Genomic DNA, 6,751 nt, shown 5'->3' on the forward strand with positions numbered 1-6,751 from the left:
CCCTCCCCGGCCGCTCAAGCGTCCGACCCTCCCGTAAGCGGGAAGGTGAAGGAAATCGCATTCACTCTCCCCCTGGGAGAGTCGGACCTCCGGCCCGGTGCGAGCCCTCCCCGGCCGCTCAAGCGTCCGACCCTCCCGTAAGCGGGAAGGTGAAGGAAATCGCATTCCACTCTCCCCCTGGGAGAGTCGGGCCTCCGGCCCGGTGAGGGTTCTTCTCTGCCGCCGCTCCTCTCGCAATCGGTCATTGCAGGGGGCCGATGTCGCTGATCGTTACGTCGCCGGTGATTCCGCGCAGCCTAACGGTGATCTGGCCGTGAACCGGATGGGCCAGTGTAATTGCAGCCGTACTCGTCGTGCCGTCAGGATAAAACAGAACTGGCTGGCTGTACCCTTCGGCTTGATTGCTCAGGTTCGCTTGTTGCACTTCGAGTGCCCGCGCCGTCGCGACGACCGCGACCGACTGGACGGTCACGTCTTCGGGCAACGTGACTTCGCGATTGTCGCTCGGGTCTTGAACGAGCGTAACCTGCTGGCCTTGGTCGGCGCCGTTCAGCATTGCGGACTGTGATCCAGTTTGATCGACCGCGTTGACCGAATCGGTCAGCGACACATACGGGCGGACTCGGATCGAGCCGCCTTCGAGCATGCCGTCAAGCATCATAATGCGGCCTTCGCGCATCGCATCGACCCGCGCGAGCATCAATTCTTCGCGGACGATCTTAGCCCCGCGAACGACGCGTCGATCTCCCAACAGCCATGCGATTTGGGGCAGGGCAACCGAAGCGAGCACGCTCATGATCGCCAGCACCAACAGCAACTCCAACAGCGTGAACCCGGGCCGAATCGTCCGAGCATCACGCGATAAACGGGCAATAAAAACGAGAGAGAGTCGACGCGATCGCATTACTTGGAGACAACGATGTCGTCGTCGGAGTTCATTTGACCGTCGATCCCAGCACTGCGGATTTCAAAGGTGTTACCGCTGGCCTTGTATTCGAATGGATTTCCCCAGGCATCGGTGGGGATTTCGTCGATGATCGGCGCGACCCACTTGGCTTTCTTAGCAGAATCCGACGGACCGTCCTTCAGCTCTTCCAGCGACGATGGCATGCCACCGATGCGGATTTGGTACATGTCGATGTTGCTCTTGAGCATCTTCATTTGCGTGGTAGTCGCATCGACATTCGCACTGTCTCGCGTTCCGACAACATTGACCGCCACGATTCCACCCAAGACGACCAGGATGGCGAGCACGAGCAAGAGTTCCAACAACGTGAATCCCGACCGCCGCGACCGGCGATGTCGTGCAGGTTGCGATACTTGAACAGGTGACGGCAAAATGTGGTGTGATTGCATGGGGAAGGCAGGAGCTAATTTGTATGCGAGGATCGAATCGGGGCGGAGAACCACCTTTCGGAGCAACGTTTGTCGGTCGCCGTCGGCGGGTGAAACACGAATACAGATAATATTCTGTTCGGTGCTTTCAAGTCGAAAGCGAGGTCGTGTTCGCAGTCTCGGTGCCACATTGTAATTTGCGGGCCACCTGCCGGTCGACACGCCGTTTCGACGCCCAGGTATATTAACCGACGACTCTTCTGAAAGTTTCGTCATCGATGCCGGATCTTGGCAATCGCCCACAAAATCTGCTGCATCACCGAAGCCCCGCGAGTAGCCGGTGCAGGATTCTGCACACATCACCCGTAGCGGAAGCCGCCGAGGCTTTCGGCACATCGGCTTTCCAAGACGCTCGGCGCGTTCCGCTGCGACCAACACGAAGAAAACTTCTAACTCGCAACTCCCCCCTCGCTCTCGGCGTGTCCGTCGACTGGGGGGCAGTTTTCCGCGTACGACCCCCAAATCCGTGCCAGATTGTCTAGCTTACGCGGTTATTCTGCAGCAGAAATGCTAGAATGAAGCAGACTTCTGAATATTCTGTGGATGGATTCCCTTCGCGAAGCCGCTAGTGAACATGGCATCGGCGAAAGGATTTTGCTTGTCCCTTCCATCGGTTTCTCACGTCCCCTCCACTTTTCGCCCGGATATTTGCTATGGCGGCACGCGACGATTCAGTGATTCGCGGCAGTCTCATCACTTGCCTGATCTTGTTGGTTCTCTCGCTCGCTCTGAACTTCATCCTTTGGAGTTGGGGCAGTGGTCAAGCCGGCGCCCAAGCAAAGGTGAAAGACAGTCTGAACAATGCCCAAAACGGGCTGCGTGACGCCCAGACCCGAAATGATCAACTGATGAAAATGCTCGGCGGGGAGCAGATGACTCAGGATGAACTGAACGCTTTCAAAGAAATGAACAGCGGCGATGCCCAATTCGACACGATCGCGCAGCAGTTCTTCAAAGACATGCAGATCTACGGCCAAGACGTCGGAATCCAAGACCGTCACTACGGAAAACTTGCCGACTACTTCACCGATATCATTCGCGATCGTAATGCCCAGTACAGTACCGCGCGTGACGAAGCCAGCAAAATCCGCACCCAAGCTGAAACGGACGTCAACGCCGCCCGCGCCGCCCAGCAAAAAGCGGAACAGGAACGCGAATCCTTGGCGAAACAGCTCGACGACGAACGAGCCCAATTTGCCGCCGCCCGCAACGACATGGTTACCCAAATGGAGCGGGCCAAAGACAGCAAACGCAAAAGCGAGCTTGCCCTGCAGGAATTGCAACAACAATCGCGTAACGACAAGCAGTTGCTGACCAACCAAATCGCGAACCTGGAAACGACCATCGACGCTCAGAAACTGGAGCTCAACCGGATTCGCGGCGGCGGCCAGTTTGAACAGGTACAAGGCGAAATCCGCTACGTGCTCAAAGACGGCAACATCGTCTCGATTAATTTGGGATCCGCCGATGCACTGCGTCGCGGCGTTACGTTTGGTGTGATCGATCGCGATGAAACGGATCGCCTTCAAGATGCAAAGGTGAAAGCGTCGATTCAAGTCACCCGAGTGCTCGGGCCCCACTTGGCCGAAGCGCGTGTGATCGCAGAACCCGAAATCAGCTCGCCAATCATCGAAGGCGATGCGGTTTACTCGCCGTTCTGGGCTCCCGGCCGAACCGTCAAGATCGCGTTGGCGGGTCCGATCGATCTCGACGACGACGACAAGCCGGACAACGAACAACTTGAAGGTATGATTAAAGCGGCCGGCGCCGAACTGGCGGACAACGGTGAACAAAGTGGCCGAATCGACCCCAGCGTTCGCTTTCTGGTCGTCGGTGAACCACCCAAAATCGGAACGGGCGACGATGCCCGCGCGACCGCCGCAATCGAAGAACTCGGCCGAGCAAAAGAGCGAGCGAACCAAGCCGGTGTGACGGTGATCCCAGCTTGGAAGTTGCAAGCGTTCTTGCGATCGATCGACGACACCCTAACCCAGCCCCTCGGATCGGCAGCCCGATCGGAGGACAACCGGCCTCGCAGTGTCGACGGATCTGTCCGCCGCCGCCCGACCGATTTGCCGTCGATCTTCACCGATCAACGCGGTCGCGTGCAGCGAAACAAAGCACTCTCGGACATCCTCAGTCCGCAGTAGTGCCGTAGCCTCAACGGCCAGTTAGGCCCCCCATAGGCGGCCGCGACCGCCCGACCCTCAGCCTTCACTCTCCCCGCGGGGAGAGTCGGGCCTCCGGCCCGTGTGGGGTTCTTTCCCGAGCCAGACGCACGAGAGCTCCGTTGAAGTTCGATTCTAGGATCAGCCGCATGGCGTTAGCCACGGTTTCGGCGCAAAAACCGGAGCTAACGCTCGTCGGCTGATGACTGAAATCCGTACTTTCAAAGCGTCGCCGCAACCGCCCGCCCTCCCCCCTTCACTCTCCCCGCGGGGAGAGTCGGGCCTTCGGCCCGGTGAGGGGTTCTCTTTAAGTTGCCCGCTTCAGCGCCAGCCACCACCCAGCGTCGCCGCAACCGCCCGACCCTCAGCCTTCAAGCTCCCCGCGCGGAGAGTCGCGTCACCGGCTCGGTGAGGGGCCCGACCACCATCGGTACGAAACCGAGACCTTCAATTTGCCCTACAACGCCTGGACGAACCGCTAAACGCCAAAGCTAGGAGCACTCTGAGCGGCGAACAGACCCGTTCGCTTTGACAACACGACGAAGCACGATAAGCTTGCCGTTCCGCCCCATCTCTTTTGAGGAACCTCCCGATGCTTCCGATCAAGACTGCTTTGTTGTTTGCCCCGAAAACGCTGTCGGCAACGTTTCTGTGTCTCACACTGACAGCCCAAATTTCGACAGCCCAGACGACAACCACACAGGCTGCCACCACCTCCTCGACGGAGACTGACGCGGTGCCATCCAGCCGTGAAACGCGTCTGGCGAACTACCTCAGCGGGACCAAATTCGTCGGCAAGTTCACCGTCGATGGAAAAGACTCGCCGCCAAAAACGGAAACGTACCTGATCAGTTCCTGCGAGAAACTGCCGACAGCAGACCTCTATCGTTTCAAAGCCCACATCAAGTATGGCGACATCGATCAAGAAGTACCGTTGGACCTGAAAGTTCTCTGGTCGGGCAATACTCCCGTGATCACGCTTGACTCATTGTGGATCCCGACGATGGGGACCTTTGACGCACGGGTGCTGATCCAGGCCGGCAAAGAAACCGGGCGTTATGCCGGGACATGGCAGCACGGCGATCATGGCGGGCACATGTTTGGCAAGATCGTTCCTATCGAAAGCGACGAAGCTGACTCACCGACCGACGCCCAAAACGGTGCCCCAGCAAAGGCCGAGCGCTGATGGCCAAGTGGTACGACTACCCGCAGTACTTCGACATGTTGTTTCGCGATGAAACACCGGTCGAAGTGGAATTCTTTGAAGCGGCCTTCAAGCGTTTCGCCGGCCGCAAAGTCAAACGATTACTTGAGCCGGGATGTGGCAGCGGTCGTTTGGTCGTCGCGATGGCCAACCGCGGCTACGACGTCACCGGCATTGACCTTAGCGAGGCGATGCTTCGTTATACGGAACGAAAGCTCAAGCGGCGCGGTTTGAACGCGACATGCGTGCTGGGTGACATGACGGCGATCGAAGCGGAACAGCCTTTTGATGCCGCGTTTTGTACCTACAACACGTTCCGGCATCTGTTGACAGAGAAAGACGCGGTGACCCACCTGCAAACACTCGGTGACGCGATCGCACCGGGCGGGCTATACATTCTGGGGATGCACTTGGTGCCCGAAGAAGAGTACGAAGCGGTGGTGGAACGCTTCACGATTCGGCATGCGGGGACCGAGCTAAAGACAACGATTAGCGTTCCCGAAACCGATTTGAAGAAGCGACTCGAAACGTTGCGCGTCAAGCTAATCGCGAAACGCCGGAGCGGCGAAAAGATCAAGATCGAAAGTGAGTTTCCACTTCGGCTCTACACCCCGACGCAGCTCAAGCGATTGTTCAAGAAAGTCAGCGACCGCTGGGAACTCGCCGAGTCCTACGACTTTGCCTACGACATCGACGATCCCCTCCCCTTCGACAAAGAACTTCTCGAAGGCCTCTTCATCCTCCGCCGCAAGTAGTCACTAGCGGCTAGCAACTAGCTTCTAGCCGCTAGCTTCTAGCAACTCTCTCCCTCCCTACTCACCTTCGGAAATGGTTTCAGCAGCCGCGGTCGCGAGCACCCGGTGCACCAAGCTCGTCGGATGAATGACATCCCAGTAGAAATAGCTAGCTCCTTCCGCCGGCGTGATCAACCCCGCACCAATATGATCGAGTGCCGCGTCGTCGGTATTCGTCAGCCCAAACCACTGCGGGAACACAACTCCGAGCAACGTCAGGTTAAACGTATCGAGTCGATGAATTTCAATTTGAAGTTCGGACTCGAGTGAATTCAGGCGACGATGGAGCAGAGAATTGAAACGCCACGACATGAAATTCATCACCAGCCGCTCGAGCCCACCGTCAATCGCCGGCGTTTCGCCCAGCGGTGGTAGGGACGGAATGAGGAACTCGTCGGCGCCAGCGGCAACCAAGTCGCGGACGTGTTGTTCAATATGATTGACCGCCGACGACGGTGACTGAAAATTCAGCAAGTCATTCGACCCGGCCCAGACGATCGTCAGTTGATTCGGGGACGGCGGCAACAGCGACAAGTACGTTTGAATCTGGACGCCAACGGTCGGGATCAAGGTTCCCGGAGGTGCGTCGAAGATGCCTTCCGGTGGTGCTTTGAACCCAAATCCGGTGCTCGCTCCTCCGACGGCGAAATTCAAAACCTGTGGGGGAGCAAACTGCAAATCAGATTGGAGGAAATCGATCCAGTTCGGGCCGTCACAAAAGCGGCCTTGATAGTAAGGAAAACCGGCAGCGCCGCCAGGCGGGATTCCAGTAGCGGCAAAGCTGTTGCCGGTATCACTCAAGCTATCGCCAAAGACCACCAATTGTGAGTAAGGCGACTGTGCGGAAACCGCAACCGTAGATAGGCAGACCACCAGTCCGCATAACAAGGATCGAATCATTCGAGTACCCCAAGAAGTTGATGTCAAAAACAAAGACATCTGAAAGGGTATCGCCAAGCCCCTCTTGGCTAACCCCAAAACCAAAGATTGTCAAACCTTTCCAGTTGGAGAAAAAGAGAAGCTAGTTGCTAGAAGCTAGTTGCTAGTGGCTCTTCCCTTAACCGCGAGCTACCACTCAGCGGCTCATCTTTCTAGCCGCTAAGCAGGCAAACACGAGTCTTTGGGTTTAAACATCTGGATAACACCTTCCCGCTTGCGGGAGGGTCGGACGAGCAAACGGCCGGGGAGGG

General features: G+C 57.5%; 6 protein-coding genes. 3 read left to right on the top strand and 3 right to left on the bottom strand.

Annotated elements, in window-relative coordinates:
• Positions 1 to 241: 241 nt before the first annotated feature.
• Positions 242 to 904, bottom strand: coding sequence for a prepilin-type N-terminal cleavage/methylation domain-containing protein (locus FYC48_RS22235; RefSeq protein WP_149498999.1), 663 nt, complete (start codon positions 902 to 904; stop codon positions 242 to 244).
• Positions 904 to 1,356, bottom strand: coding sequence for a type II secretion system protein GspG (locus FYC48_RS22240; RefSeq protein ID WP_149499003.1), 453 nt, complete (start codon positions 1,354 to 1,356; stop codon positions 904 to 906). The genes FYC48_RS22235 and FYC48_RS22240 overlap by 1 nt, the downstream gene beginning before the upstream one ends.
• 692 nt (positions 1,357 to 2,048) lie before the next feature.
• Here FYC48_RS22240 and FYC48_RS22245 point away from each other — a divergent pair.
• The 3 genes from FYC48_RS22245 (at position 2,049) to FYC48_RS22255 (ending at position 5,522) form a co-directional block, all read left to right on the top strand.
• On the top strand, positions 2,049 to 3,545 hold the full coding sequence (locus FYC48_RS22245; protein WP_149499000.1) for a hypothetical protein: 1,497 nt from the start codon (positions 2,049 to 2,051) through the stop codon (positions 3,543 to 3,545).
• Positions 3,546 to 4,155: 610 nt separating this feature from the next.
• Positions 4,156 to 4,749: a hypothetical protein gene (locus FYC48_RS22250; protein ID WP_235034371.1), complete on the top strand. Its 594-nt coding sequence runs from the start codon at positions 4,156 to 4,158 to the stop codon at positions 4,747 to 4,749.
• Positions 4,749 to 5,522 carry a class I SAM-dependent methyltransferase gene (locus FYC48_RS22255; RefSeq protein ID WP_149499001.1) on the top strand — a complete coding sequence of 258 codons (774 nt, stop codon included), beginning with the start codon at positions 4,749 to 4,751 and terminating at the stop codon, positions 5,520 to 5,522. The genes FYC48_RS22250 and FYC48_RS22255 overlap by 1 nt, the downstream gene beginning before the upstream one ends.
• Positions 5,523 to 5,579: 57 nt before the next feature.
• Here FYC48_RS22255 and FYC48_RS22260 read toward each other — a convergent pair whose 3' ends face one another.
• On the bottom strand, positions 5,580 to 6,461 hold the full coding sequence (locus FYC48_RS22260; RefSeq protein ID WP_160149704.1) for an SGNH/GDSL hydrolase family protein: 882 nt from the start codon (positions 6,459 to 6,461) through the stop codon (positions 5,580 to 5,582).
• Between the last annotated feature and the right edge of the window lie 290 nt (positions 6,462 to 6,751).

Origin of the sequence: Roseiconus lacunae, from assembly GCF_008312935.1 — a bacterium.
Taxonomy (GTDB): Bacteria; Planctomycetota; Planctomycetia; order Pirellulales; family Pirellulaceae; genus Stieleria; species Stieleria lacunae.

What these genes read in the sequence shown, in the direction of transcription:
- FYC48_RS22240 (WP_149499003.1), bottom strand. Translation starts at nt 1,356, where the DNA reads ATGCAATCACACCACATTTTGCCGTCACCTGTTCAAGTATCGCAACCT.
- FYC48_RS22260 (WP_160149704.1), bottom strand. Translation starts at nt 6,461, where the DNA reads ATGATTCGATCCTTGTTATGCGGACTGGTGGTCTGCCTATCTACGGTT.
- FYC48_RS22255 (WP_149499001.1), top strand. Translation starts at nt 4,749, where the DNA reads ATGGCCAAGTGGTACGACTACCCGCAGTACTTCGACATGTTGTTTCGC.
- FYC48_RS22245 (WP_149499000.1), top strand. Translation starts at nt 2,049, where the DNA reads ATGGCGGCACGCGACGATTCAGTGATTCGCGGCAGTCTCATCACTTGC.
- FYC48_RS22235 (WP_149498999.1), bottom strand. Translation starts at nt 904, where the DNA reads ATGCGATCGCGTCGACTCTCTCTCGTTTTTATTGCCCGTTTATCGCGT.
- FYC48_RS22250 (WP_235034371.1), top strand. Translation starts at nt 4,156, where the DNA reads ATGCTTCCGATCAAGACTGCTTTGTTGTTTGCCCCGAAAACGCTGTCG.